The organism is Pseudomonas sp. BP6, assembly GCF_017875935.1.
GTDB lineage: Bacteria > Pseudomonadota > Gammaproteobacteria > Pseudomonadales > Pseudomonadaceae > Aquipseudomonas > Aquipseudomonas putida_Y.
Map to the genome: position 1 here is coordinate 520,886 of NZ_JAGINI010000001.1, position 23,811 is coordinate 544,696.

The following is a 23,811-nucleotide window of genomic DNA, read 5'->3' on the forward strand; positions in this document are numbered from 1 at the left end:
CTGTGGCGCACTTGCAACTGGCCGATGGCGTTTTGAATTACCAGATCGATGGCCCGGAAGACGCCCCGGTGCTGGTCCTGTCCAACTCGCTGGGTACCGACCTGGGCATGTGGGACACCCAGATTCCGTTGTGGAGCCAGCACTTCCGGGTGCTGCGCTACGACACCCGCGGTCACGGTGCATCGCTGGTCACTGAAGGCCCTTACAGCATCGAACAGCTGGGCCGAGACGTGCTGGCCCTGCTCGATGGCCTGGACATCCAGAAAGCTCACTTCGTCGGCCTGTCGATGGGTGGCCTGATCGGCCAGTGGCTTGGCATCAATGCAGGTGAGCGCCTGCGCAGCCTGACCCTGTGCAACACGGCCGCCAAGATCGCCAACGACGAGGTGTGGAACACCCGTATCGACACTGTGCTCAAAGGTGGCCAGCAGGCCATGGTCGACCTGCGCGATGCCTCCATCGCCCGCTGGTTCACCCCAGGTTTTGCCCAGGCACAGTCGGAGCAGGCTCAGCGTATCTGCCAGATGCTGGCGCAAACCAGCCCGCAAGGCTATGCCGGCAACTGCGCAGCGGTACGTGACGCTGATTATCGTGAGCAACTGGGCCGCATCCAGGTGCCCGCGCTGATCGTTGCCGGTACTGAAGACGTGGTGACCACCCCTGAGCATGGCCGCTTCATGCAGGCCGGTATCCAAGGTGCCGAGTACGTCGACTTCCCGGCGGCGCACCTGTCCAACGTCGAGATTGGCGAGGCCTTCAGCCGTCGCGTGCTCGATTTCCTGCTGGCTCACTGAGGACAACGCCATGGACGAGAAACAACGTTACGACGCTGGCATGCAAGTGCGCCGCGCAGTGCTGGGCGATGCCCACGTGGACCGCAGCCTGGAGAAACTCAACGACTTCAATGGCGAGTTTCAGGAAATGATCACCCGCCACGCCTGGGGTGACATCTGGACCCGCCCGGGGCTGCCGCGTCATACCCGCAGCCTGATCACCATCGCCATGCTGATCGGCATGAACCGCAACGACGAGCTGAAGCTGCACCTGCGTGCGGCGGCCAACAATGGCGTGACCCGCGACGAGATCAAGGAAGTGCTGATGCAGAGCGCGATCTACTGCGGCATTCCGGCGGCCAATGCCACGTTCCACCTGGCTGAGTCGGTGTGGGATGAACTTGGCGTAGAGTCGCGCCAGTAAATCGTGTTCGCGGGCAAGCTCCTTGCCACAGGTCCTGCATAACCCTGCAGACCTGTGGCAGGGAGCTTGCCCGCAATGGCCCTTACACCGACGCCTTTTTCTCCCGCATGGCAACCGGGCCGGCTTTGGTTTCCACGGCATGCTTCAGTGTCGGGCACAGGCCCAGCATGAACGCAGCTTCCGCCACCACGAACAATGGCCCGATGATCAGGCCGCTCACATCGTCGACAAATGCCGGTTTGCGGCCTTCGTAGTAGTGGCCGATGAACTGGATGATCCAGCCCACCACGAACGCCCCCAGCCCGGCGCCGAGCCATAGTGTTGTCGACTGCACTGCCAGCGCCTCACCGACCCACAGGCACAGGCCCAGCAACAGCCCCATCACCAGCCCGAAGCGCAGGTCCAGGCGCAGGTAGAACCACACCGACGCCGCCGCTGCCAGCAGGGCGGGGGACAGCCAGATGCCAGCTATCTCCCAGCCTGGACGTGACAGCAGGATGGTGACTGCCAGCACGATCATGGGGATGCCGATGAAGTGGGTGAAGATGTTGCGCGGGTCGCGGTGATAGTTGGCGTATTGGCTCAGGTGGTCGACGAGGGTTTTCATTGTTGTGCCTCCCTGTTCAGCTTGGTTTCACCTGTAGCGGATAGTGATCAGGATAGCCTGCAGTCGCCACTATCATCATCTCAGCGAATGGCGGCAGCTCGCACTGGCAAATTCATGGCAGGGTTTTATTCAGCTGTAGCAAATCATGCCCTCAAAGAAGGTGCATGAATGTTTATAGCTTTAGGTCACTTGAGGGGCATCTGGCCTCTTCGCGTGTTCATCCGCGAAGAGGCCATTCGATTCACAGAAGGTTCAGCGGGTAACTCACAATCAAGCGATTCTCATCGAACGCGTTGGTGCTGAAGTCGCGACGCATGGTCGAGTTGCGCCATTTCACCGACAGGTCCTTGAAGCTGCCCGACTGCACCACATAGGCCAGCTCTGTTTCCCGCGCCCATTCCTTGCCATCGTCCACGCTGCCCGCGGTGACGTTTTCACCCTTGATATAACGGTTCATCAGGGTCAGGCCGGGTACGCCGACGGCGGCGAAGTTGAAGTCATGGCGAACCTGCCAGGAACGCTCCTTGGCATTGTCGAAGCTTGAATTGTAACTGTCGTTGGCCAGGCTACCGCCACTGGTGCCATTGACCCGCATCCAGGCGTCATCGCCGCTGACCTTCTGCAGGCCAACGTAAAAAGTGTGGCCTTGGTAGCGCGCCGAAAGCAGGGCGGAGGCGGTGCGGTTGTCCAGCTTGCCGGCACGTTCGGCGCCATCTTCCTTGCCGATGAAGTAGCCCAGGTTGGCGCCCAGCGTCCAGTCGCCCAGCGGCTGGCTGTGCGTCAGGTTGAGGTACTGCTGGCGGTAGATGTCCTTGAGCTGGGCATCCCACAGGCCGATCATGGTGCGCTTGTCGTTGAAGCTGTACTCACCGCCGCCGAAGTTGAAACGGTCGGAGGTGAAGGCAGCTTTGCCGTTGAGCGACATGTCTTCCATGCTGGCATCGTTGCGCGGGCTATTGCCGCGGAACTGGCCGGCGTACAGGGTCAGGCCGGCGATTTCCCTGGAGGTCAGTTGACCACCGCGGAAGGTTTGCGGCAACGAGCGACCATCGTCTGAACGCAGGATTGGCAGTACCGGCATCCATTCACCGACTTTCAGCTCGGTTTCGGACAGCTTGGCTTTCAGCGCCACACCCAGCCTGCCGAAGTCATCGGCCGGGCGCCCGTCGTCATGCACAGGTAGCAAGTGAGTGTTGGTGGTGCCTCTGCCGCCGTCGAGCTTGACCGAGTACAGCCCCAGTACGTCCACGCCGAAGCCGACCGTACCCTGGGTGAAACCGGAGCGGGCATCGAGGATGAAGCTTTGCGTCCATTCCTCGGCCTTGCCCTGTGGGTGGGCCGGGTCGACGAAGTTGCGGTTGATGTAGAAGTTGCGCAGGTTGAGGTTGGCCTTGGCGTCCTCGATGAAACCACCTTCGTTGGCGGCGAACACGGGGAGGGCGCAGGACATGGCCAGCAGGCCGGGCAGCAGCTGGCGTGCGGGTAGCGAAATGCTCATCTGTCGTGAATCTCTTGTTTTTATGGTCGAGCCAGTGCACTGCGGGATCGAGCCTGCAGATGCGGGTGTTTTTTGATGAACTTGGGCAACGTTGCGTGGGGGGGATGGTGCGGGGTTGTGCGGGGGTGAGGCAATTCGCCGCAAACGGAACGGGGCGATAATCGAACGGAATGTTCTGGTTGGTTAATAAGTCTCCTGTGCTGGCCTCTTCGCGGGTAAACCCGCTCCTACAACGGCTTGCGCCCAACCACCGATATGTGTCCACCACCGATCAGTGTAGGAGCGGGTTCACCCGCGAATACGGTGGTGGCTGCGACGGTGAATCACCAGGGGATACTGGCCGGCACAGGCAGTAAAAAAGCAAAGCCCACCGCTAAGGGTGGGCTTGTGCTGTAACAAGGCCGATCAGCCTTTCGGTGTTTCCACCGATGCTTGCTGGTTGGCCTGCCCGGTCTGCTCGTACCAGCCACCGCCGAGCGCCTTGTACAGGTTGACCTCGCTGGTCAGTTGCGACAGGCGGTCTCCGATCAGTGCTTGCTGGGCACTGAACAGGTTGCGTTGGGCGTCGAGGAAGGTCAGGTTGCTGTCAATCCCGATGCGGTAGCGGCGTTCGGCCAGGCGGTAGTAGTCCTGGTTTGCCTGCACCAGGTCGCGCTGGGCTTGCAACTGCTCGTCGAAGGTCTTGCGCGCCGCCAGGCCATCGGAGACTTCCTGGAAGGCCGTCTGGATGGTTTTTTCGTACTTGGCGACGTTGATGTCCTTCTGGATTTTCGAGTAGTCCAGGCTGGCTTTCAGGCTGCCGGCGTTGAAGATCGGCAGGTTGATCTGCGGCTGGAACAGCCAGGTGCCCTGGCCGCCCGAGAACAGGTGGCCCATGTCGGGGCTCAGGCTGCCGGCGTTGGCGGTCAGGCTGATGCTCGGGAAGAACGCTGCGCGGGCTGCGCCAATGTTGGCGTTGGCGGCCTTGAGCAGGTGCTCGGCTTCCTGAATGTCCGGGCGACGCTGGAGGATATCCGATGGCAGGCCGGCCGGTACTTCGGCCAGTTGGTCGTCATCGAGCGCCAGCGGCTTGGCCAGGTCGGCAGGAATGCCGGTACCCAGCAGCACAGTCAGGCTGTTGACGTCCTGGGCGACCAGGCGCTGGTACTGCGAGTACTTGACCCGGGCGCCTTCCACGGCGGTGCGTGCCTGACTGACGTCCAGGGCCGAGGCCACGCCGACTTCATTGCTGCGACGGGTGAGGTTGTAGCTTTCCTCGTAGGTCTTCAGCGTTTCTTCGGTCAGCTTGAACAGGGCCTGGTCGGCCTGCCAGGTGTAGTAGGCGTTGGCCACGCTGGCTACCAGGGCGATCTGCGTGGAACGACGCGCCTGCTCGCTGGAGAGGTAGGTTTCCAGGGCCTGCTCGGTCAGGCTGCGCACGCGGCCGAACAGGTCCAGCTCGTAGGCGCTGACGCCCAAAGTGGCCGAGTACTGGCTGGTGATGCCAGATTCACCTGTTTGCGACATGTTCGCCGGGACACGCTGGCGGCTGCCGCTGCCGGTGGCCGAAACCGCCGGGAACAGGTCGGCGCGCTGAATGCGGTATTGCGCACGGTAGGCGTCGAGGTTCAGCGCCGCAACGCGCAGGTCGCGGTTATTGACCAGCGCGGTCTGGATCAGCTGTTGCAGCGCTGGGTCGTGGAAGAACTGACGCCAGCCCTGTTCAGCAGCGGCGACATCCGCCGATTGCGTCGGCGAATAGGCAGGGCCTTGTGGCCACTGCGCAGCCACCGGCGCTTCCGGGGTCTGGTAGTCAGGGATCAGCGAGCAGCCGCCAAGAATGAAAGCGGTTACCGCCAGGGACAACAAAGACTTGGTCATTGCCCAGCCTCATAACGTGGATTTTCAGGGGTGACGTCTTTTTCCGGCTCTTTGCTGCCGAACAGCGACGACACTGCGACGAAGAACAGTGGTACCCAGAAGATAGCCAGCACGGTCGCACTGATCATGCCGCCGATCACGCCAGTACCGATGGCGTGCTGGCTGCCGGCGCCGGCGCCGCTGGCGATGGTCAACGGCACCACGCCCAGGATGAACGCCAGCGAGGTCATGATGATCGGGCGCAGACGCATGCGGCACGCTTCGATCGCTGAGTCGTACAGGCTACGGCCTTGTTCGTGCAGCTCCTTGGCGAACTCGACGATCAGAATGGCGTTTTTCGCCGCAAGACCGATGGTGGTCAACAGGCCAACCAGGAAGTACACGTCGTTGGACAGGCCGCGCAGGCTGGTGGCGATCAGTGCACCGATGATACCCAGCGGTACTACCAGCACCACGGCGATCGGGATCGACCAGCTTTCGTACAGGGCTGCCAGGCACAGGAACACGAACAGTACCGAGAGGGCGAACAGCGCCGGCATCTGCGAGCCGGAGAGTTTTTCCTCGTAGGACATGCCGGTCCAGGAGAAGCCGATACCGCTTGGCAGCTCGCCAGCAATGCGCTCGACCTCGGCCATGGCTTCACCGGTACTGTAGCCAGGCGCCGGTGCACCGAGGATCTCCATCGCTTCGACACCGTTGTAACGCGACAGCTTTGGCGAGCCGTAGGTCCATTCGCCTTTGGCGAAGGAGGAGAACGGCACCATCTCGCCTGCGCCGTTGCGCACGTACCATTTTTGCAGGTCTTCCGGGCTCATCCGCGCGCTTGGTTCGCCCTGGATGTACACCTTCTTGACCCGGCCACGGTCGATGAAGTCGTTGACGTAGCTGGCGCCCAGCGCAATCGACAGGGTGTTGTTGATGTCGGCAATGGTCACGCCCAAGGCGCTGGCACGTTCGTCATCAATGGTCAGCTGGTACTGCGGTTCATCGTTCAGGCCGTTCGGTCGCACGGCGCTGAGGATCTTGCTCTGCGCGGCTTTGGCCAGGAACTGGTTGCGCGCCTCCATCAACTTCTCGTGGCCGACACCGCCGCGGTCCTGAAGGAACACGTCGAAGCCGGTGGCGTTACCCAGTTCAAGCACCGCTGGCGGGGCGAAGGCGAACACCATTGCATCGCGGAAGGTGAAGAAGTGCTGCTGGGCACGCTGTGCCAGGGCGAACACGCTGTTCTCCTTCGAGCGTTCATCCCATGGTTTGAGCATGATGAATGCCATGCCCGAGCTCTGGCCGCGGCCTGCGAAGTTGAAACCGTTGACGGTGAATACCGACGATACGGTATCGGCTTCGTCCTTGAGCAGGTATTCGCGCATCTGGTCGACCACAGCCTGTGTACGCTCGGCACTGGAGCCGGCCGGGGTCTGCACCTGGGCGAACAGTACGCCTTGGTCTTCTTCCGGCAGGAACGCGGTGGGGATGCGGGCGAACAGCCAGATCATGCCGACCACGATCAGCGCATAGGCCAGCAGGAATGGCACCTTGTTGCGCAGGATGGTGCCTACACTGCGCTCGTAGCCATTGACGCTGCGGTCGAAGTTGCGGTTGAACCAGCCGAAGAACCCGCCTTTGGCGGTGTGGTGCTCGCCTTTCTTCAGCGGTTTGAGCATGGTTGCGCAAAGCGCCGGGGTGAAGATAAGCGCAACCAGCACCGACAGGCCCATGGCCGAGACGATGGTGATGGAGAACTGCCGGTAGATCACACCCGTGGAGCCGCCGAAGAACGCCATGGGCAGCAGTACGGCCGAGAGCACCAGGGCGATACCCACCAAGGCACCCTGGATCTGTTCCATCGAGCGCTTGGTAGCCTCCTTGGGCGGCAAGCCTTCCTCGGACATTACCCGCTCGACGTTCTCCACCACGACGATGGCGTCATCCACCAGCAAGCCGATGGCGAGGACCATGGCGAACATGGTCAGGGTGTTGATGCTGAAGCCCGCGGCGGCAAGGATGCCGAAGGTACCCAGCAATACGACCGGTACGGTCATGGTGGTGATGATGGTGGCGCGGAAGTTCTGCAGGAACAGGTACATCACCAAGAACACCAGAACCACGGCTTCGATCAGGGTGTGGATCACGCCGCTGATCGATTCGGTGACCACTGGGGTGGTGTCATACGGGAATACCGCTTTCACTCCAGGCGGGAAGAACGGTTCCAGGTCGGCGATGGTCTGGCGCAGTGCCTTGGCGGTGTCCAGGGCGTTGGCGCCGGTTGCCAGTTTTACCGCCAGGCCGGAAGCCGGCTTGCCGTTGAACTGGGCGCTGACTGCGTAGTTTTCACCCCCCAGGCCCACTTGGGCGACGTCACCCAGACGCACCTGTGAACCGTCTTTGTTGACCTTCAGCAGGATATTCTCGAACTGCTCGGCGGTTTGCAGGCGGGTCTTGCCGATGATGGTGGCGTTCAGCTGGGTGCCCGGCAGGGCTGGCAGGCCGCCGAGCTGGCCGGAGGACACCTGCACGTTCTGTGCGGCCACGGCGGTCTTGACGTCGACCGGGGTCAGCTGGAACTTGTTCAGCTTGGCCGGATCGAGCCAGATACGCATGGCGTACTGCGCACCGAACACCTGGAAGTCACCCACACCCGCAGTACGCGAGATCGGGTCCTGCATGTTCGAGACGATGTAGTTGGCCAGGTCGTCCTTGGTCATGCTGCCGTCTTCGGAGACCAGGCCGATCACCAGCAGGAAGTTCTTCACTGCTTTGGTGACGCGGATACCTTGCTGCTGCACTTCCTGCGGCAGCAGCGGGGTGGCCAGGTTCAGCTTGTTCTGTACCTGTACCTGCGCGGTGTCGGGGTTGGTGCCCTGTTCGAAGGTGGCGGTAATGGTCATGCTGCCGTCGGAGTTACTTTCCGACGACACATAACGCAGGTTGTCGATACCGTTGAGCTGCTGCTCGATCACCTGCACCACGGTGTCCTGCACGGTTTGCGCCGAGGCGCCCGGGTAGGTCACGGCGATGGCGATGGCCGGCGGCGCGATACTGGGGTACTGGTTGATCGGCAGCTTCAGGATCGACAAGGCCCCGACCAGCATGATCACCAACGCGATCACCCAGGCGAAGATCGGGCGATCGATAAAGAACTTCGACATGGTTTACTCCGCTTTGGCGTCTGCTTTCGCCGCGTTGGCCTGAACAGGGCCGGCCGGCTTCTTGACGTTGGTGGCTTCGCTGACCTTCACCTCGACGCCCGGGCGCACGTACTGCAGCCCTTCGGTGATCAGGCGGTCACCCGGGTTGAGGCCTTCCTCGATCAGCCAGTCGCTACCCAAGGTGCGGCTCGCCTTGAGTTGGCGCAGTTCGACCTTGTTCTCCTGGTTGACCACCAGGGCGGTTGGTGCGCCCTTGAGGTCGCGGGTCACGCCTTGTTGCGGTGCCAGGATGGCGTTGGCGTTGACACCGGCCTTGAGCCGCGCATGCACGAACATGCCTGGCAGCAGGGTGTGATCGGGGTTGGGGAACAGGGCGCGCAGGGTCACAGAGCCTGTGGTCTCGTCGACCGCGACTTCGGAGAATTCCAGGCGGCCTTCCTGTTTGAACAGGCTGCCGTCCTCCAGCACCAACTGAACCGAGGCGGCGTTGTCACCAGCCTTCTGCAACTGACCGCTTTCCAGGTCACGGCGCAGCTTGAGCAGCTCGGCGGTGGACTGGGTAACGTCGACATAAATAGGGTCGAGCTGCTGGATGGTGGCCATGGCATCGGTCTGACCATTGCTCACCAGTGCACCTTCGGTGAACGAAGAACGGCCGATACGGCCGCTGATCGGCGCCAGAACCTTGGTGTAGCGCAGGTCGATCTGTGCGCTCTTGAGCGAAGCCTCGGCCTGCAATCGTTTGGCATTGGCGTCGTCATATTCCTGTTTGGAGACGGCCTGTTCGTCAATCAGTTGCTTGTAGCGTTCGGCCAGCGAGCGTGTAGCCAGCAGGTTGGCCTTGGCATTGGCCAGGGTGGCTTCGTACACGGCAGGGTCGATCTGATACAACTGCTGGCCTTCCTTGACCTCACTGCCTTCCTTGAACAGGCGCTTGAGGATGATGCCGTTGACCTGCGGGCGCACTTCGGCGACGCGGTAGGCACTGGTACGCCCCGGCAATTCCGAGGTGAGGGTGAAGGCTTGCGGCTGGATGGTCACGACGCCGACCTGAGGAGCCTGCGCCGCTGGCGCTGCTTCTTCTTTCTTACAGCCACTGAGCAGTGTTGCCAGGGCGACGGCGGAAACCAGAGCGGTAACGGCTGGCTTGAATTGCATGAGGATCCTCGGGTCGCTGGAGCAGGGAGACGCTCAAGAGTAATGGAAGAGATCTTGATCTGGAAAAAATGCTATCCGGTGGATAAATAGCTTGCTAAGAAATATACTTACATTCATGGTTGTTTGTAAATACTGCTGGGCTGTACTCCGGTACTGCCTCAGCGTTTGATTAGCTCATCCGAGAGGCCCCTGCAGAGGTTCCCCGGAGCGTTTCCCGCACGCGCTGCGCGTTCGGGCCAGATGAGGTTGTACTGCCATGGTCCGTAGAACCAAAGAAGAAGCCCAGGAAACCCGCGCCCAGATCATCGAGGCGGCGGAAAGGGCTTTCTACAAGCGCGGGGTTGCGCGAACCACACTGGCCGACATCGCCGAACTGGCGGGTGTGACGCGGGGGGCGATCTACTGGCACTTCAATAACAAGGCCGAGCTGGTGCAGGCGTTGCTCGACAGCCTGCACGAGACCCATGACCATTTGGCGCGCGCTAGCGAAAGCGAGGATGAAGTCGACCCGCTTGGCTGCATGCGCAAGCTGCTGTTGCAGGTGTTCAACGAGCTGGTGCTCGATGCCCGAACCCGTCGTATCAATGAAATCCTGCATCACAAGTGCGAGTTCACCGATGATATGTGTGAAATTCGCCAGCAGCGCCAGTGTGCGGTGCTGGATTGCCACAAGGGCATCACCCTGGCGCTGGCCAATGCCGTACGCCGGGGCCAGTTGCCTGGCGAGCTGGATGTCGAGCGCGCGGCGGTGGCCCTGTTTGCCTATGTCGATGGCCTGATCGGGCGCTGGCTCTTGCTGCCTGACAGTGTCGATTTGTTGGGTGATGTCGAAAAATGGGTCGACACCGGGCTGGATATGCTGCGCTTGAGCCCGGCTCTGCGCAAATGACACTTTGTGAAGGATTGTGAGGGAGTGTTTCCCGTTTGTGTTAAGGGGGGATTAAGGGCGCGGCTGCCTTGCGGCTGTGCGCAGCACAAGGCGGCTCTTGCAGCGATTGCGCAACTTTCAGCGGCCGCGCAATTGCCGGTCGGGTAGAGCGAATGCCGCAAACAGGCCCAGCACCGCGACAAGCGCACTCCCCATCAACAGTTGTCTGAACGTCTCCAGCAACCGTCCCTGAGTCACCAGGTCCACCTCTGCGGCCTTCAAGCTCCCCAGCAACGGATTGACCGACAGTTCGAAACCACCCTGATGCAGCAGTGCCAGCAACAGGCTGGACATGCACGCCACGCCCATGGCTCCGCCCAGCGAACGGAACAGGTTGGTGGTGCTGGTGGCCACGCCGATGTCCTTGCTGGCCACCGCGCTTTGTGTGCCCACCAGCGAGGTCGGGAATTGCAGCCCGCAGGCTATGCCGGTCAGCAGCATGAACAGCGCAGCGAGCAACGCGGATTGCGGCGGAGTCAGTGCCATCGCGAAAATGGCCACTGGCATCAGCAGTGCACCGGCCAGGATCTGCGGCTTGTAGCGCCCGGTCCGGCTGGTCATGCGGCCTCCTGTGAAGGCGCCCATGGGCAGCCCCATGGCCAGCGGCAGCAGGTGCAGGGCGGCGCTGTCGGCACCGGCGCCGGTGATGCCTTGGTAACGCAAGGGCATGAGCATGGTCAGGGAAATGGACTGGAAACTGGCGAAAAAGATCACTGCCCAGCACAGCACTGCCACTCGGTTGCTGAACAGGCTGAGCGGCAGCAGCGGCTCCGGGCAGCGCCGTTCGTGGGCGATGAAAAGCGTGAGGCCAAGCAGGGCGCAGCCGAACAGCGCCAGCACGGCCGGGTCGGCCCAGGTGTGGCCCTGGCCCACCATGGTAATGCCCAGCAGCAGGCTGCCAAGGCCGAGAATCAATAGCATGGCGCCAAGGTAGTCCACCTGTGCCTCGCGACGCTGCACCGGCATGCTGCCGAGCGCACGGCGTATGGCCCACAAGGCGACCAGCCCCAGCGGCAGGTTGATCCAGAACACCCAGCGCCACGACAGGTACTCGGTCAACCAGCCGCCCAGCACTGGCCCAGCCACGCTGGCCGCGGCGTACATGCTGCTGAAGTAGCCCTGGTAGCGGCCGCGTTCGCGTGGGGGCACGAAGTCGCCAATGATTGCCTGGCTCACCGAGACCATGCCGCCTGCGCCGATACCCTGCAGTACCCGGGCCAGCACCAGTTGCGGCATGTCCTGGGCCATGGCGCAGGCAATGGAGGCCAGGGTGAACAGGCTGATGCCGGTGAGGATCATCCGGCGCCGGCCATAAAGGTCGCCCAGTTTGCCGTAGATCGGCACGGCCACGGTCATTGCCACCATGTACCCGGAAATGACCCAGGCCAGCATGCCGACATCGCTGAACTGTGCCGAGATGGCGGGCAGCGAGACGGCGACGATGGTCTGGTCCAGAGCGCCAAGGAAGATGGCGAGCATGAGGGCGGTGAGCACGTTGCGCAGGGAGGTGGGGGGCAGGGCGGCGGTCACGGGAATACCTTGTTTTGTCTATGGCAGCCTCTTCGCGGGCAAGCCTGCTCTCACAGAAGCCCCCGAATTGTACCCTGAGTTAGGTAGCTTCCTATGTACTATCTGCATCCCCTATGCAATATCGGCATTGGCGCATTCATCCAGTGCTGCATGGCTGCGTGATATCGTTGGTATGCCACAGAGGCTGAAATCCGGGGCTTGCACCAGCTTGGTGCAACATATTGCCGCAGGTTTTTCAGTCCACTGTCTCCCACACCTTTTATTCCTCTGCCTGCATGTCGAGCATGACCGCCCAGATGGCGACGGTTGGAACAGGTCAGGTAGACCCGATTACAGGGGTCGGTAGTTACCGTTCAAATTTCAACATTATTGCGGAGTGATCATGCCCAAGGCTTCCCACCAAGATCTGCGTTTTGCCTTCCGCGAGCTGCTCGCTTCAGGTTCCTGTTTCCACACTGCCTCGGTGTTCGACCCGATGTCGGCACGCATTGCCGCAGACCTGGGCTTCGAAGTCGGTATCCTCGGCGGTTCGGTCGCCTCGTTGCAGGTGTTGGCTGCTCCGGACTTCGCTCTGATCACCCTCAGCGAGTTCGTCGAGCAGGCCACCCGCATTGGTCGGGTCGCGCAACTGCCGGTACTGGCCGACGCCGACCACGGCTATGGCAACGCACTGAACGTGATGCGCACGGTGACCGAACTGGAGCGCGCCGGTGTGGCCGCGCTGACCATCGAGGACACCCTGCTGCCTGCCCAGTTCGGGCGCAAGTCTACCGACCTGATCCCGGTCGAGGAGGGGGTTGGCAAGATCCGCGCGGCGCTGGAGGCACGAGTCGATTCGTCCCTGTCGATCATTGCCCGTACCAACGCGGGCGTACTCAGCACCGAAGAAATCATCGTGCGTACCCAGAGCTACCAGAAGGCGGGCGCTGATGGTATTTGCATGGTAGGGGTCAAGGACTTCGAGCAGCTCGAGCAGATTGCCGAGCACCTGACGGTGCCGCTGATGCTGGTCACCTATGGCAACCCGAACCTGCGCGATGACGAACGCCTGGCGCGTCTGGGCGTGCGCATCGTGGTCGATGGCCATGCGGCTTACTTTGCCGCGATCAAGGCCACTTACGACTGCCTGCGGCTGCAGCGTGGCCGGCAGAACAAGTCGGAAAACCTCAGTGCCACCGAACTCTCGCACACCTACACCCAGCCTGAAGACTACATTCGCTGGGCCAAGGAATACATGAGCGTCGAAGAGTGATCGGCAGGGCGCCGTCCATTCAACGGACGGCGCTCAAGGTAGCACTCCACAGTCGGCCATTGAGTCGCCTGCTTCGCGGGCATGCCCGCTCCCACTGGTACCGCACAGATCCCAAGGCATGTGCATACCTGTGGGCGACCCCGCGAAAGGGCTGTCACAGGCTGGCCTGGCCCTCCAGCCAGTCCAGTAGTTCGAGCAACCCCGGCGGCAAGCTTCTGGCCTGGCTCACCAGGTAATACCCCTTGCCCGTCAGCACCTTCAGCGCAAACGGCATGCACAACCGCCCACCGCGCAGGTCATCGCCAATCAGCGACCAGTCACCGATCGCCACCCCTGTGCCCTGCGAAGCCATGGCCATCGCCATGTCCAGTGTCTCGAAATGCTGTTTGGGTCCATGTGTGGCCAGCGTCACTCCAGCCGCCTGCAACCACAACCGCCAGTCGTGTTCATCCCGCGAGGGGTGCAGCAGCATGTGCCTGGCCAGGTCTTCCACCTGCTGCAACGGCACTGGCCCTTCACGCAGTGACGGTGCGCACACCGGGGTCAGTTGCTCATCGAACAGTTTGCGCACGTGTAGCCCGTGGTTTGGCGCATTGCCATAGACCACCGCTGCATCGAAGCCCTCGCGACGCAAATCCACCCCGTGCTGCACGGTCGTGGTCAGCTCAACCGGCACATCCGGGCGCAGTGCCTGCCATTCCATCAGGCGCGGCAGCAGCCAACGCATCACACAGGTGGGGGCCTTGAGCTGCAGGGTGGTGCTGTGCTCGCCCACTTCGCGCACCCCTTGTTCGATCAGCGCGAACACCTGCTGCACCCGCGGCAGCCAGTCCAGGCCTTCACGGGTCAGGCTTAACCCGCGTGCCTCGCGCTTGAACAGGGCATAACCCAGGTGTTCTTCGAGGGATGCAATCTGGCGGCTGACAGCGCCTTGGGTGATGTGCAACTGCTGCCCGGCGCGGGTGAAGTTGCACTGCTGGGCGGTGACCAGAAACGTGTGCAGGGCAGGCAGGGGCGGGAGGCGTTTCATTGCAGTAAGCCATGATCACAGGACATGGCTAGTATGTGTTTTTTTGCATTGTGGCGATAGCCGTGGCTTGGGTCCAATAAGGGCATACCCCAACACGATTCATGGTGATCCCTGATGGCAACCTGCGGCGAAGTACTGGTCAAACTCCTTGAAGGCTATGGCGTCGATCATGTCTTCGGCATCCCCGGTGTACATACCGTGGAGCTCTATCGTGGCCTGGCGGGCTCTTCCATTCGTCACATCACCCCACGTCATGAGCAAGGTGCCGGGTTCATGGCTGACGGCTATGCGCGCACCCGCGGCAAACCCGGGGTGTGCTTCATTATCACCGGGCCGGGCATGACCAATATCACCACTGCCATGGGCCAGGCCTATGCCGACTCGATCCCGATGCTGGTGATTTCCAGCGTGCAGTCCCGTGACCAGTTGGGCGGTGGCCGTGGCAAGCTGCACGAGCTGCCCAACCAAGCGGCGCTGGTATCGGGTGTGGCAGCGTTTTCCCACACTTTGATGAGTGCAGCCGACTTGCCGCAGGTGCTGGCCCGGGCATTTGCCGTGTTCGACAGTGCCCGGCCGCGTCCGGTACATATCGAAATCCCGCTCGATGTGCTGGTTGAACCGGCCGACTTCCTGCTGCCGGGACGCCCTGTACGGGGTAGTCGGGCAGGGGCTGCACCTCAGGCCGTGGCGCAGATGGCTGAGCGACTGGCCAGTGCACGTCGGCCGCTGATTCTGGCCGGTGGCGGGGCGTTGGCTGCGGGCGCTGCGCTGGCACGCCTGGCCGAACACCTTCAGGCCCCGGTGGCGCTGACCATCAATGCCAAAGGCTTGCTGCCTGCCAGCCACCCATTGCAGATCGGCTCGACCCAGTCGTTACCGGCCACACGGGCGCTGGTGGCCGAGGCTGACGTGGTGCTGGCGATCGGCACCGAACTGGCCGAAACCGATTATGACGTGACCTTCAAGGGAGGCTTCGAGATCCCGGGCAGTCTGCTGCGCATTGACATCGACCCGGACCAGACCGTGCGCAATTATCTGCCGGAGCTTGCGCTGGTAGCCGATGCCGAGCTGGCTGCCGAAGCGCTGCTCGGTGCCCTGCAAGCCCAGCCGCAGCCAGTGCACGAAAGCACTTGGGGCGTGGCCCGCGTGGCCAATCTGCGCAAGGTCCTGGCGGCAGACTGGGACCAGCCCACCCTGAGCCAGACGCGCTTGCTGAGCGCCATACTAGAGCGCCTGCCGAATGCGATTCTGGTGGGCGACTCGACCCAACCTGTGTACACCGGCAACCTGACACTTGACATGGAGCAGCCACGCCGCTGGTTCAACGCCTCGACCGGTTACGGCACCTTGGGTTACGCGTTGCCAGCAGCCATGGGCGCCTGGTTGGGCAGTGCCGAGCAGGCCGTTGAACGCGCTCCGGCGGTGTGCCTGATTGGTGATGGTGGTTTGCAGTTCACCCTGCCGGAACTGGTCAGTGCAGTGGAGGCGCAGGTCCCGCTGATCGTACTGCTGTGGAATAACCAGGGGTACGAGGAAATCAAGAAATACATGGTCAATCGGGCGATCGAGCCGGTCGGGGTGGATATCCATACCCCGGATTTCATCGGCGTGGCGCGGGCGTTGGGCGCGGCAGCAGAGAACGTGGCCGATATCGCCCAATTGCAGGCCGCGCTCGGGCAAGCGGTGGAGCGCACGGGGCCGACCTTGATTCAGGTGGATCAGAATCAGTGGCAGGCCGCGGTGTTGGGTTGAAGCATTGCGATTGCCTGTATCGGCCTCTCGCGCCTGCAGGCAGCGCGCAATTTTCGCATCTGTGCAAAAACCTGTAGGAGCGGGTTTACCCGCGAAAGCGCCGGTGCAGGCGAATGTTGAGCTTCAGACCGCAGTAGCCCGCAACCGAGCCACATCACGAATCGGCGGCGCGCCGTAAAGCCGGCTGTATTCACGGCTGAACTGCGACGGGCTTTCATAACCCACCCGATAAGCCGCCACCGCCGCCTCCAGCCCGTCGTTCAACATCAGTCGCCGGGCTTCCTGCAGGCGCAGTTGCTTCTGGTACTGCAATGGGCTCATCGAGGTCACCGCCTTGAAGCGGTGGTGCAAGGTCGAGGTGCTGAGGTTGACCTCACGTGCCAGGTCCTCGATACGCAGCGGCTGTTGGAAGTTGTTGTTGAGCCAGGTGATGGCCTGGCAAACCCGATGGGTCTGGCTGTTGGCCAAGGCAATTTCATACAGCCGGTAACCCTGCGGCCCACGCAGCAGGCGGTAGAGAATCTCGCGGCGGAACAGCGGCGCCAGCATTGCGATATCGCGGGGGGTGTCAAGCAGGCGCAGCAACCGCAGCAGGGCATCGAGCAATGCGGCATCTGTCCTTTCCACGTACAAACCACGGCCGGAAGGTCGATTGGGTACCAGCATCGGTCCGCTCTCGGCGATCAGTTGGCTGATCTCGGCCGGGTCCAGGTCCATGCGCAGGCCCAGGCTTGGGTTCTCGGGGCTGGCATCCAGCCTCACGGCACTGAGCGGCAAGGTCACCGAAACGACCATGTAATGCAGTGGGTCGTAGGCGTACTGCTCGTCACCCAGGAACAGGCTTTTGCTGCCTTGGGCAAGGATGCACAGGGCAGGCTGCGCCAGGGTGGGCACAGAACGCACATTTTCGGTGTAGCGCACCAGGTGCAGGTCATCGATGGCCGATGCCGGGCCATGGGGCTCGCCCGCGTGGCGGTTGATCAGCTCGGCCAGCTCCAGGCGCTGCAGTTCCAGGGTCGGTTCGGTGGACGTGGCGGTGGTCATGATGGCTTTCCTCTGCTGACCGACGCAGCATAGGTTTGGGCAAAGACGGGCGCTAGTCGAAAGCTGCATGTCGATTGCCTGATCCTGCCGCGCTGCAGGATCAGGCAATCGACGTGCAGTAATGGCCTAACGCGCCGCGCGGGTGAGCGCCTAACCTTGGCAGCCTGGCTTTTCCGTCCGCCTGCTTCAAGGAGATTGTGCAATGACCCTTAACCAACCGGTCACCCACCTTGCTTTCATCCGTGCCAGCAGCGGGCGCTCGGCAGAGCTGGGCGCGCGCCTGCGTGACCTGCTTGAGCCCTCGCGGCGTACACCGGGTTGCCTGAGTTTTACCGTGCAGCGTTCGCAGGCTGATGCTGACCTGTGGTTGCTCAGCGGAAGCTGGCAGGACCAGCAGGCGATGAGTGGTTACTTTGCTTCGCCGACACTGGAGGTGTTCGGTGAGCTGGTGCAGGCCCAGGTGGTCAGCAGCCTGGACTTGCATACCTTCGATTGAGCGTGGATGAGGTAAAGTGACGCCCTTGTTCAATCACGCGGACAGCAACATGGCACGTAGGGAATTCACTCATTTCGAAGCGGTATCGGCGATGGTGCCGGTGGAAGGTGGCGGCTACAACGCAGCCATCGCGGTCAAAGCCTTGGGTATGGGCGGCGCACCGCGCTTTCACAAGGTTCTCGACGGGCAGGTGTTCAAGGGCGCCGTGGCCGCCGACGAAGCGGCCACCGCCGAGCTGCAACGCCTGCAGGGCGTCAGCGAAGAGGGTGAGCTGGTCTGGTGATCAGGCCGGTGGCCGGGCCATCTTGAACAGGTTGCCCAGCTCGAAATAATCCGCCGGGCCACCCCCCCGCAGAATAGGCTCGGCGGCAGCGGTATCGTAGATGCCGTTGTTCAGCAGGTGTTCGGCAATGTGCACCGCCACCACTTCCCCGAGGATAAGCCAGCTGGGCACCTGTTCCTGGTCGGCGCGCTTGAGCTGGACGATCTGGCTGACCTTGCACTCGAAGGCTACCGGCGTTTCACCCACGCGCGGCACCTTGACGATGCTCGACGGTGCGGCAGTGAGGCCGCTCAATTCGAATTCGTTTACTTCGGCAGCAACCGGTGCGCAGCTCAGGTTCATTTGCTCGGCCAGGGGGCGGGTGGCCAGGTTCCAGACGAACTCACCGGTCTGCTCGATGTTGTTCAGGCTGTCTTTGCGCCCGACGCTGCAGAAACCGATGATCGGCGGGATGTAGTTGAACGCATTGAAGAAGCTGTAAGGCGCCAGGTTCAGGCGGCCTTCGCGGTCCTGAGAGGAGATCCAGCCGATCGGGCGGGGACCGACGATGGCATTGAACGGGTCGTGCGGCAGGCCGTGGCCTTTGGCGGGTTCGTAGTAATACATCTGTGCTGGCCTTGTTGGCCCTACCTCCTAGTGGACAAGGTGCCTAGTGTGCCAAGCCTGAGCTCGCGTGCAAATGATCAAGCCCGGCCGAAGCCGGGCTGGGTGCTCGCAATCAGGTATCAGCTGATGCGGTGCGCGTTGGTGCGGTTGAAGCCATCTTCGGCAAAACGTTGGCCGCCGGTGCGATCAAAGCCGTCTTCGGCGAAGCGTTGGCCGCCGGTGCGATCGAAGCCGTCTTCGGCGAAGCGTTGGCCGCCGGTGCGGTCGAAGCCATCTTCGGCGAAGCGTTGGCCACCGGTGCGATCGAAGCCGTCTTCAGCGTAGCTGGCGGGCTGGGTTTGAGCCGCGGCAAAGGTGTGAGCGTCGGTCCGGTCGAAGCCATCTTCGGCGAAGGCGCCAGCTGCGAAAACCGAGAGGGCCAGGGTAAGGATCAGTTTGTTTTTCATGGTCGTTGCTCCAGGGGTTTGTGAGTTGTTTGTTTCTATGGGTTTAATCCTACGCCGAATAATTTGATTAAAAAGCGCAAAAAACAGCGCTTAATAATCTATTTATTCGATGTATTTGGGCGCGTATGTCGTGCTTCAGGCCGCAAGCCTGGCTAGGGAGCGTCCTTGCGGGCGCCAACGTTCTGCCAGCCATTGCAGCTTGATGAGGTGGAATTAATAGGGCGTTAAGAAGGAAAAGTCTGAATAGAAAAGGGGCGCTCCATGCAATGGAGCGCCCCTTTTAGTACTGCCAGGCCAGCGTTACTCAGTGGTAATCCGCGAGTGCTGCTTGGTGTCTTTCATGGTCGCGTAAACCAGCAGCGAGCAGGCGATACAGGCGGTGACGTACCAGTAGAAGCCGCTCTCCATCCCAGCGCTCTTGAACCACAGGGCCACGTATTCGGCGGTGCCACCGAAGATCGACACGGTCAGGGCATACGGCAGGCCCACGCCCAGGGCGCGAATCTCGGTAGGGAACAGCTCGGCTTTGACCACGGCGTTGATCGAGGTATAGCCGCTTACGATGATCAGCGCTGCCATGATCAGGAAGAACGCACCCCACCAGCTCTGGATGGTGTGCAGGGTGCTGAGGATAGGGACGGTGAACAGGGTGCCGAGCACACCGAAGGCGATCAGGATTGGACGGCGGCCGATCTTGTCGGAGAGACCACCGATCACCGGCTGCAGGCACATGAACAGGAACAGCGTGGCGGCCGAGATGGTGGTCGAGTCACTGATGCTCATGCCTACGGTGTTGACCAGGTACTTCTGCATGTAGGTGGTGTAGGTGTAGAAGGCCAGGGTACCGCCCATGGTCAGACCGACGACGGTCATCAGTTCCTTGGGGTGACGCAGCAGGGTGCGCATCAGGCTTTCCTTGGCCTTTTCCTTCTTGGTGAACGAGGCGGTTTCTTCCATGCCGCGACGCAGGTACAGGGCCACCACCGCGCACAGCGCACCGATCACGAACGGCACGCGCCAGCCCCAGGCGTACAACTGCTCGGTGGTCAGGGTCTGTTGCAGGACGATCAGTACCGCCAGGGCGATGAGCTGGCCGGAGATCAGGGTCACGTACTGGAAGCTGGAGAAGAAACCACGGCGCTCCTTGCTGGCCATTTCGCTGAGGTAGGTGGCCGAGGTGCCGTATTCACCACCCACCGACAGGCCCTGCAGCAGGCGCGCGATGACCAGCAGGACAGGTGCGGCGACGCCGATGGTTTCGTAACCCGGGGTCAGGGCGATGACCAGCGAGCCGGCGCACATGAGCAGGACCGACGCCATCAGCGCGGCCTTGCGGCCCTTGCGGTCGGCGTACAGGCCCATCAGCCAGCCACCGATCGGGCGCATGAGGAAGCCCACGGCGAAGATCGCGGCGGTATTGAGCAGTTGTGCGGTGGAGTCGCCGGCCGGGAAGAAGGCCTTGGCGAAGTACAGCGAGAATGCGGCGTAGACGTACCAGTCGTACCATTCGACCATGTTGCCGATGGACCCGCTGAAAATCGACTTCAAGCGGCTGGCGGTGGTTTTTTCTGCGGCAGGCGCGGTGGCCGCCCCGGCGGGCAGGGAGGTGGCGTTATCCATCAGGGATACCTTCTCGTTGTTTTTGTGGAGCGCGCCGTGGCGCAGCTTGCCAAGGCAATTGCAGAAGGTGTGCCAAATGGGTGCGGGCTGATTCATTTGAGGGCATCAAATACCCCAAGCCGGCACAGTAGTGGGCCTTGCGCCGCCCTATGCAGGCGCGGGCCTGACCGCGAAGGGCTGCAAAGCAGTCCGAAATCTCGATGTGATGAGCAGTTTTTCGCCTACCAGGTCCTGGTCATAAGCGGATTTCCGCTCATGCCTGCCCAATAAAATCCTCGCGCACCAGCCCATGCCGTTGCATCTTCTCGTTAAGCGTGCGCCGCGGCAGTTGCAACGCCTCCATCACCGACTTGATCTCGCCCCCATGCTGACGCAAGGCCGCACGCAGGCATTGCGCCTCGAATGCTTCCATTTGCTCGCCCAGCGACTGCCCGGCAGGTGCAACCTCGATGTTTGGCGAACCCAGCCCCAACGCATGCCGCTCCGCCGCATTGGCCAGCTCACGCACGTTGCCAGGCCAGTCATGTGACAGCAGCTGCGCCAGCTGTGCACCCGATAGCGGCGGGGCAGCGCGACCAAGCTTTTCACCGGCAGCACGGGCAAAGTGTTCGAACAGCAGCGGAATATCCTCCCGCCGCTCGCGCAGCGGTGCCAGGCGCAATTCGGCCACATTCAGGCGGTAGGCCAGGTCTTCGCGGAAGCGCCCGGCACGAGCCTCCCCGAGCAGGTCGGGCTTGGTCGCCGCAATGATGCGCAGGTCCACGCTGATGCTCTGGTTGGCCCCCAGGCGCTCCAACTTCTGCTCCTGAATCACCCGCAACAGCTTGGCTTGTTGGGCCAGTGGCATGCTCTCGATTTCGTCGAGGAACACGGTGCCACCGTTGGCGTACTCCAGCTTGCCGATCCGTTTACCCTGGGCGCCCGTGAAGGCACCGCTCTCATGGCCGAACAGTTCGGCCTCGAACAGCGATTCGGGGATGGCCGCGCAGTTAAGGGCTACAAAGGGCTTGGCGGCGCGAGGACCAAAGTCGTGCAGGCAGCGGGCCACCCGCTCCTTGCCACTGCCGGTTTCACCGCGGATCAGTACGTTTACCGGCAGGCTGGCCAGATCCAGGACTTGCCGGCGCAGCTGTTGCAGGCCCTGGGACATGCCCAGCAGCGTGACTTCCAGGCGTGACTTGAGGTCGGCCTGCTCGTGGAGCCGGCGGTTCTCCAGCACCAGCTGGCGCTTTTCCAGGGCGCGACGCAGGCTGCCCAGCAAGTCTTGCGGCGTGAAGGGTTTTTCCAGGAAGTCATAGGCCCCGCTGCGCATGGCTTCTACCGCCATCGGTACATCACCGTGACCGGTCAGCAGAATCACGGGCAGGTCGGGGTCGTTCGCTTGCAGGCGTTCGAGCAATTGCAGGCCATCCATACCCGGCATGCGCACATCGCTGATGATCACCCCAGGGAAGTGCTGCGGCAGGTGCGCCAGGCACTCTTCGGCGCGAGCGAACAACTGCACGCTGAAGCCTGACAGGCTCAGCCATTGCTCGACAGCAGTGCGGATACTGGCTTCATCATCGACGACGATCACCGAATTCAACATACAGGCTCCAGGTCACGGGGCAGGGTAAGGCTCAGGCGCGCGCCGCCAGGCAGGTTTTCGGCCCGCAGCTGGCCGCCGGCCTCATGGACGATGCCGTAAGAAATGGCCAGGCCCAGCCCTAGCCCTTCCCCCACCGGTTTGGTGGTGAAGAACGGGTCGAAGACCTTGGGCAGGTCGGCTTCGGCAATGCCGCCACCCGAGTCGAGCACGCTCAGGCGCCATAGCTCTCCGTCGGGTTCGATGCGGATCTCCAGGCGTTTGTAGCGCTTGTCGATCATCGCGTCGAGTGCATTGTGCAGGAGGTTTATCAGCACCTGCTCCAGGCGTATGGCATCGCCGCGTACCCAGGCCGGGCGTGCCAGGTACAGAGCCACCTCCACTTCCTCGCTGCGAATGCGCGCTTCCAGCAGGTGCAAGGCCTGATCGACCACGGTTGCCAGGTCGAGGCGTTCGCGCAGGCCCATCGGGCTGTTGCGGGCAAAGGTTTTCAGGTGGCTGGTCAGTGCTGCCATGCGCGTGAGCATCTGTTCCAGCGGCTCCAGCGCTTGCCGTGCTTCGTCGTGGCGACCATGGTCAAGCAGCAGGCGCAGGGTCTCCAGCTGCATACGTTGGGTGGTCAGCGGTTGGTTGATTTCGTGGGCCATGGCCGCCGACATCTGCCCGAGTGCGGCCAGCTTGGCTGATTGCACCAGGCCTTCCTGGGCAGTGCGCAGCTCGCGGGTGCGCTCCTCGACCTGGCGTTCGAGTTCTTGCCGGCTGCGCTGGCGCAGGCGTGCCAGGCGCAGGCGTTGGCTGACGAAAAGGACGGCGAACACCAGGCTCAGCCAGACGGCGGCGGCGCCAAGCGCGGCATTACGGCCGTCGGCAGCGACCTGCGGTTTGCGCAGCAGGTGCAAGGTCCAGTTTTCGCCTTCCAGCGGCAGGCTTTCCCACAAGTACTCGGTGCTACCCTCGGGGCCTTGCACGCGGCTAAGGGTGCTGTAGGGGGCAAACCGCGTCAGCACCTGATGCTGGAGCGGCACCAGCGGTTGCTTGTCGTACTGACGGGTTTCGGCCAGCTCGGCACGGTCGGCACCACTGAGCGGCTGAAGCTCGCGGTAGCGCCAGCCATCCTGGTTTGCAATGAAAGTAATACCGCGGGCGTCGCTGACCAACAGGATATCGTTGCCCTGTCGCCACTCGCGTTCCAGCTCGGGGAATTCCAGCTTCACCACCATGGCGCCAAGGAAGCGGCCGTGCTCGTCGTTCACCGCGCTGGCGAGAAAGTAGCCCGGCACGCCACTGGTCACGCCCACGGCATAGAAGCGGCCACTGCCCTGGCTGCGGGTTTGCTTGAAGTAGGGACGGAAACCGTAGTTGGAGCCGACGTAGCTGCTGGGCAGGCGCCAATTGCTGGCGGCAATGGCCAGGCCGGTGCGGTCGAGCAGTTCGAGGGTGGAGGAATTGGCGGCGCCATTGATACGTTCGAGCTTGTGGTTCAGGGCGTTCTGAACGCCTTCATCGATCGGGCCGCGCAAGGCTGCGATCAGTTCCGGATCCAGCGCCAGCACGGCGGGGAGGGCGCGGTAGCGCTCGATCAGGGTGTGCAGTGCGTTGGCGTACAGGCCCAGTTGCTGGCTGGCACGCTTGGCGTCGTCTTCCATGGCCTGGCGCTTGGCCTGGTGCATGGCCCAGCCGGCGCTGAGTGCGGTACCCAGCACGATCAGCAGGGTGATCAGCCCCAGACGCAGGGCGCGAAAGGAAAAGGGCATTGGGGGCGGATCCGGT

Annotated in this window: 20 protein-coding genes; 7 read left to right on the plus strand and 13 right to left on the minus strand. The window is 62.3% G+C overall.

All coding sequences use genetic code 11. The features are described 5' to 3' along the window. The first annotated feature begins 2 nt into the window (after window positions 1–2). Together pcaD and pcaC are read left to right on the plus strand one after the other, a co-directional pair. Complete coding sequence (gene pcaD / locus J3A98_RS02340) at window positions 3–794, plus strand: 3-oxoadipate enol-lactonase (RefSeq protein ID WP_103463027.1); 792 nt, start codon at window positions 3–5, stop codon at window positions 792–794. 10 nt (window positions 795–804) lie between these two features. Then, window positions 805–1,197 (plus strand): 4-carboxymuconolactone decarboxylase, encoded by a 393-nt coding sequence (gene pcaC / locus J3A98_RS02345; protein ID WP_010952489.1) that lies wholly within the window; start codon window positions 805–807, stop codon window positions 1,195–1,197. An 82-nt stretch (window positions 1,198–1,279) separates the two neighbouring features. Here the strand turns inward: pcaC and J3A98_RS02350 are convergent, their stop codons facing one another. The 5 genes from J3A98_RS02350 to ttgA form a co-directional block, all read right to left on the minus strand. After that, entirely contained in the window at window positions 1,280–1,804 is a 525-nt protein-coding gene (locus J3A98_RS02350) for an Mpo1-like protein (protein WP_176682643.1), read from the minus strand. Between the two features lie 241 nt (window positions 1,805–2,045). Beyond that, window positions 2,046–3,302, minus strand: a complete 1,257-nt coding sequence (locus J3A98_RS02355; RefSeq protein WP_209963727.1) for an OprD family porin — start codon at window positions 3,300–3,302, stop codon at window positions 2,046–2,048. Between the two features lie 405 nt (window positions 3,303–3,707). Beyond that, entirely contained in the window at window positions 3,708–5,162 is a 1,455-nt protein-coding gene (locus tag J3A98_RS02360; RefSeq protein ID WP_176682645.1) for an AdeC/AdeK/OprM family multidrug efflux complex outer membrane factor, read from the minus strand. After that, window positions 5,159–8,311: a multidrug efflux RND transporter permease subunit TtgB gene (ttgB, locus tag J3A98_RS02365; protein ID WP_084850834.1), complete on the minus strand. Its 3,153-nt coding sequence runs from the start codon at window positions 8,309–8,311 to the stop codon at window positions 5,159–5,161. The genes J3A98_RS02360 and ttgB overlap by 4 nt, the downstream gene beginning before the upstream one ends. Window positions 8,312–8,314: 3 nt before the next feature. Further along, window positions 8,315–9,469, minus strand: coding sequence for a toluene efflux RND transporter periplasmic adaptor subunit TtgA (gene ttgA, locus J3A98_RS02370; protein ID WP_176682646.1), 1,155 nt, complete (start codon window positions 9,467–9,469; stop codon window positions 8,315–8,317). A gap of 256 nt (window positions 9,470–9,725) precedes the next feature. On the opposite strand from ttgA, the gene ttgR reads away from it, so the two are divergent. Next, entirely contained in the window at window positions 9,726–10,358 is a 633-nt protein-coding gene (gene ttgR / locus J3A98_RS02375; protein WP_209963730.1) for a TetR family transcriptional regulator, read from the plus strand. A 117-nt stretch (window positions 10,359–10,475) separates the two neighbouring features. Here ttgR and J3A98_RS02380 read toward each other — a convergent pair whose 3' ends face one another. Beyond that, entirely contained in the window at window positions 10,476–11,927 is a 1,452-nt protein-coding gene (locus J3A98_RS02380) for an MDR family MFS transporter (protein ID WP_176682648.1), read from the minus strand. 382 nt (window positions 11,928–12,309) lie between these two features. Between J3A98_RS02380 and J3A98_RS02385 the strand changes: the two genes are divergently transcribed. Continuing rightward, window positions 12,310–13,179: an oxaloacetate decarboxylase gene (locus tag J3A98_RS02385; RefSeq protein ID WP_103463020.1), complete on the plus strand. Its 870-nt coding sequence runs from the start codon at window positions 12,310–12,312 to the stop codon at window positions 13,177–13,179. A gap of 154 nt (window positions 13,180–13,333) precedes the next feature. Here the strand turns inward: J3A98_RS02385 and J3A98_RS02390 are convergent, their stop codons facing one another. Then, window positions 13,334–14,209, minus strand: a complete 876-nt coding sequence (locus J3A98_RS02390; protein WP_209963733.1) for a LysR substrate-binding domain-containing protein — start codon at window positions 14,207–14,209, stop codon at window positions 13,334–13,336. A 114-nt stretch (window positions 14,210–14,323) separates the two neighbouring features. Between J3A98_RS02390 and J3A98_RS02395 the strand changes: the two genes are divergently transcribed. Next, a complete protein-coding gene (locus J3A98_RS02395; RefSeq protein ID WP_209963736.1) occupies window positions 14,324–15,961 on the plus strand; it encodes a 5-guanidino-2-oxopentanoate decarboxylase in 1,638 nt (545 codons plus the stop codon). Window positions 15,962–16,084: 123 nt separating this feature from the next. Here the strand turns inward: J3A98_RS02395 and J3A98_RS02400 are convergent, their stop codons facing one another. Beyond that, window positions 16,085–17,005 carry an AraC family transcriptional regulator gene (locus tag J3A98_RS02400; protein ID WP_176682652.1) on the minus strand — a complete coding sequence of 307 codons (921 nt, stop codon included), beginning with the start codon at window positions 17,003–17,005 and terminating at the stop codon, window positions 16,085–16,087. A 202-nt stretch (window positions 17,006–17,207) separates the two neighbouring features. Between J3A98_RS02400 and J3A98_RS02405 the strand changes: the two genes are divergently transcribed. Together J3A98_RS02405 and J3A98_RS02410 are read left to right on the plus strand one after the other, a co-directional pair. Continuing rightward, a complete protein-coding gene (locus J3A98_RS02405) occupies window positions 17,208–17,501 on the plus strand; it encodes an antibiotic biosynthesis monooxygenase family protein (RefSeq protein WP_209963738.1) in 294 nt (97 codons plus the stop codon). A 16-nt stretch (window positions 17,502–17,517) separates the two neighbouring features. After that, the gene (locus tag J3A98_RS02410) at window positions 17,518–17,784 is read left to right on the plus strand and encodes a hypothetical protein (RefSeq protein ID WP_014859143.1); all 267 of its coding nucleotides are present in this window, start codon (window positions 17,518–17,520) and stop codon (window positions 17,782–17,784) included. Here the strand turns inward: J3A98_RS02410 and J3A98_RS02415 are convergent, their stop codons facing one another. The 5 genes from J3A98_RS02415 to J3A98_RS02435 form a co-directional block, all read right to left on the minus strand. Further along, window positions 17,785–18,390 carry a flavin reductase gene (locus J3A98_RS02415; protein WP_010952506.1) on the minus strand — a complete coding sequence of 202 codons (606 nt, stop codon included), beginning with the start codon at window positions 18,388–18,390 and terminating at the stop codon, window positions 17,785–17,787. Window positions 18,391–18,509: 119 nt separating this feature from the next. Beyond that, window positions 18,510–18,836, minus strand: coding sequence for a hypothetical protein (locus J3A98_RS02420; RefSeq protein ID WP_209963741.1), 327 nt, complete (start codon window positions 18,834–18,836; stop codon window positions 18,510–18,512). A gap of 300 nt (window positions 18,837–19,136) precedes the next feature. Next, window positions 19,137–20,456, minus strand: coding sequence for an MFS transporter (locus J3A98_RS02425; protein ID WP_176682656.1), 1,320 nt, complete (start codon window positions 20,454–20,456; stop codon window positions 19,137–19,139). A gap of 253 nt (window positions 20,457–20,709) precedes the next feature. Continuing rightward, the gene (locus J3A98_RS02430) at window positions 20,710–22,044 is read right to left on the minus strand and encodes a sigma-54 dependent transcriptional regulator (protein WP_176682657.1); all 1,335 of its coding nucleotides are present in this window, start codon (window positions 22,042–22,044) and stop codon (window positions 20,710–20,712) included. Further along, the gene (locus tag J3A98_RS02435) at window positions 22,038–23,795 is read right to left on the minus strand and encodes an ATP-binding protein (protein WP_176682658.1); all 1,758 of its coding nucleotides are present in this window, start codon (window positions 23,793–23,795) and stop codon (window positions 22,038–22,040) included. The genes J3A98_RS02430 and J3A98_RS02435 overlap by 7 nt, the downstream gene beginning before the upstream one ends. Window positions 23,796–23,811 lie beyond the last annotated feature (16 nt).

Bases quoted from the DNA above. Each gene is read 5' to 3' on its own strand.
- pcaC (WP_010952489.1), top strand. From the start codon at position 805: ATGGACGAGAAACAACGTTACGACGCTGGCATGCAAGTGCGCCGCGCA.
- J3A98_RS02350 (WP_176682643.1), bottom strand. From the start codon at position 1,804: ATGAAAACCCTCGTCGACCACCTGAGCCAATACGCCAACTATCACCGC.
- J3A98_RS02355 (WP_209963727.1), bottom strand. From the start codon at position 3,302: ATGAGCATTTCGCTACCCGCACGCCAGCTGCTGCCCGGCCTGCTGGCC.
- J3A98_RS02360 (WP_176682645.1), bottom strand. From the start codon at position 5,162: ATGACCAAGTCTTTGTTGTCCCTGGCGGTAACCGCTTTCATTCTTGGC.
- ttgB (WP_084850834.1), bottom strand. From the start codon at position 8,311: ATGTCGAAGTTCTTTATCGATCGCCCGATCTTCGCCTGGGTGATCGCG.
- ttgA (WP_176682646.1), bottom strand. From the start codon at position 9,469: ATGCAATTCAAGCCAGCCGTTACCGCTCTGGTTTCCGCCGTCGCCCTG.
- ttgR (WP_209963730.1), top strand. From the start codon at position 9,726: ATGGTCCGTAGAACCAAAGAAGAAGCCCAGGAAACCCGCGCCCAGATC.
- J3A98_RS02385 (WP_103463020.1), top strand. From the start codon at position 12,310: ATGCCCAAGGCTTCCCACCAAGATCTGCGTTTTGCCTTCCGCGAGCTG.
- J3A98_RS02390 (WP_209963733.1), bottom strand. From the start codon at position 14,209: ATGAAACGCCTCCCGCCCCTGCCTGCCCTGCACACGTTTCTGGTCACC.
- J3A98_RS02395 (WP_209963736.1), top strand. From the start codon at position 14,324: ATGGCAACCTGCGGCGAAGTACTGGTCAAACTCCTTGAAGGCTATGGC.
- J3A98_RS02400 (WP_176682652.1), bottom strand. From the start codon at position 17,005: ATGACCACCGCCACGTCCACCGAACCGACCCTGGAACTGCAGCGCCTG.
- J3A98_RS02405 (WP_209963738.1), top strand. From the start codon at position 17,208: ATGACCCTTAACCAACCGGTCACCCACCTTGCTTTCATCCGTGCCAGC.
- J3A98_RS02415 (WP_010952506.1), bottom strand. From the start codon at position 18,390: ATGTATTACTACGAACCCGCCAAAGGCCACGGCCTGCCGCACGACCCG.
- J3A98_RS02420 (WP_209963741.1), bottom strand. From the start codon at position 18,836: ATGAAAAACAAACTGATCCTTACCCTGGCCCTCTCGGTTTTCGCAGCT.
- J3A98_RS02425 (WP_176682656.1), bottom strand. From the start codon at position 20,456: ATGGATAACGCCACCTCCCTGCCCGCCGGGGCGGCCACCGCGCCTGCC.
- J3A98_RS02430 (WP_176682657.1), bottom strand. From the start codon at position 22,044: ATGTTGAATTCGGTGATCGTCGTCGATGATGAAGCCAGTATCCGCACT.
- J3A98_RS02435 (WP_176682658.1), bottom strand. From the start codon at position 23,795: ATGCCCTTTTCCTTTCGCGCCCTGCGTCTGGGGCTGATCACCCTGCTG.